Below are 1,956 nucleotides of genomic sequence, written 5' to 3'. Positions count from 1 at the left end.
CGGCGTGAACTACACAAAACACAAAAGAATAAAGAAATTACACACCCAAACAACCATGCTTAAAAAGCACCATCATTTGGGGATGCTCGCGTCCACTATACAGTTCTCACACAACACCCCAACCACCAACAACAACCACACAACAAACCATGATTGCGTCAGCAACTAGGCAACACCAGGACAATAATGCCCCAGACACCCAACAATGCACCAAGTACTAAAAAATCTATTTCCACACTATGTATATAACGACTAACTGTTCTTGTTTAAGGTGTGTCTCCACCCGATTAAACAATATCGTTGGCAGCACAACACATGTGCACTCAACCAACACACCCACAACTGTGGGCAAAATAATGCTCCTTAGAAAGGAGGTGATCCAGCCGCACCTTCCGGTACGGCTACCTTGTTACGACTTCGTCCCAATCGCCGATCCCACCTTCGACAGCTCCCTAACGAGTTTGAGCCACTGGCTTCGGGTGTTACCAACTTTCATGACGTGACGGGCGGTGTGTACAAGGCCCGGGAACGTATTCACCGCAGCGTTGCTGATCTGCGATTACTAGCGACTCCGACTTCATGGGGTCGAGTTGCAGACCCCAATCCGAACTAAGGCCGGCTTTCAGCGATTCGCTCCACCTCACAGTGTCGCTGCGCGTTGTACCGACCATTGTAGCATGTGTGAAGCCCTGGACATAAGGGGCATGATGATTTGACGTCATCCCCACCTTCCTCCGAGTTGACCCCGGCAGTCTCTCATGAGTCCCCAACCAAATGCTGGCAACATAAGACAAGGGTTGCGCTCGTTGCGGGACTTAACCCAACATCTCACGACACGAGCTGACGACAACCATGCACCACCTGTATAACGACCACAAAGGGAAACTACATCTCTGCAGCGATCCGCTATATGTCAAGCCCAGGTAAGGTTCTTCGCGTTGCATCGAATTAATCCACATGCTCCGCCGCTTGTGCGGGCCCCCGTCAATTCCTTTGAGTTTTAGCCTTGCGGCCGTACTCCCCAGGCGGGGCGCTTAATGCGTTAGCTACGGCACAGAAGACGTGGAAGCCCCCTACACCTAGCGCCCACCGTTTACGGCATGGACTACCAGGGTATCTAATCCTGTTCGCTACCCATGCTTTCGCTCCTCAGCGTCAGTTACTGCCCAGAGACCTGCCTTCGCCATCGGTGTTCCTCCTGATATCTGCGCATTTCACCGCTACACCAGGAATTCCAGTCTCCCCTACAGCACTCAAGTCAGCCCGTATCGCCTGCACGCCCGGAGTTAAGCCCCGGAATTTCACAGACGACGCGACAAACCACCTACGAGCTCTTTACGCCCAGTAATTCCGGACAACGCTCGCACCCTACGTATTACCGCGGCTGCTGGCACGTAGTTAGCCGGTGCTTCTTATACAGGTACCGTCACAAAAGCTTCGTCCCTGTCGAAAGGAGTTTACAACCCGAAGGCCTTCATCCCCCACGCGGCGTCGCTGCATCAGGCTTCCGCCCATTGTGCAATATTCCCCACTGCTGCCTCCCGTAGGAGTCTGGGCCGTATCTCAGTCCCAATGTGGCCGTCCACCCTCTCAGGCCGGCTACCCGTCGACGCCTTGGTAGGCCATTACCCCACCAACAAGCTGATAGGCCGCGAGCTCATCTTGCACCGAAAAAACTTTCCACAACTGACACTAAACAGCTGTCCTATCCGGTATTAGACCCAGTTTCCCAAGCTTATCCCGAAGTGCAAGGCAGATCACCCACGTGTTACTCACCCGTTCGCCACTCGAGTACCCCAGCAAGCTGAGGCCTTTCCGTTCGACTTGCATGTGTTAAGCACGCCGCCAGCGTTCGTCCTGAGCCAGGATCAAACTCTCCACAAAAAAATTTCAGCACAAAAGCCAAAAAATCAGGCCGTGAAAAGCCCAAACCTAACAAACAGACAAACCAACCAA

General features: G+C 53.0%; 1 rRNA gene. It reads right to left on the bottom strand.

The features are described from left to right. Positions 1 to 367: 367 nt before the first annotated feature. Positions 368 to 1,884, bottom strand: a 16S ribosomal RNA gene (locus HMPREF2692_RS04715). Positions 1,885 to 1,956: the final 72 nt, after the last annotated feature.

Origin of the sequence: Corynebacterium sp. HMSC036D03 (assembly GCF_001836185.1) — a bacterium.
GTDB classification, from domain to species: domain Bacteria; phylum Actinomycetota; class Actinomycetes; order Mycobacteriales; family Mycobacteriaceae; genus Corynebacterium; species Corynebacterium simulans.
Note: the sequence above shows the minus strand (reverse complement) of the source record. Positions and strands in the feature narration are given on the sequence as shown.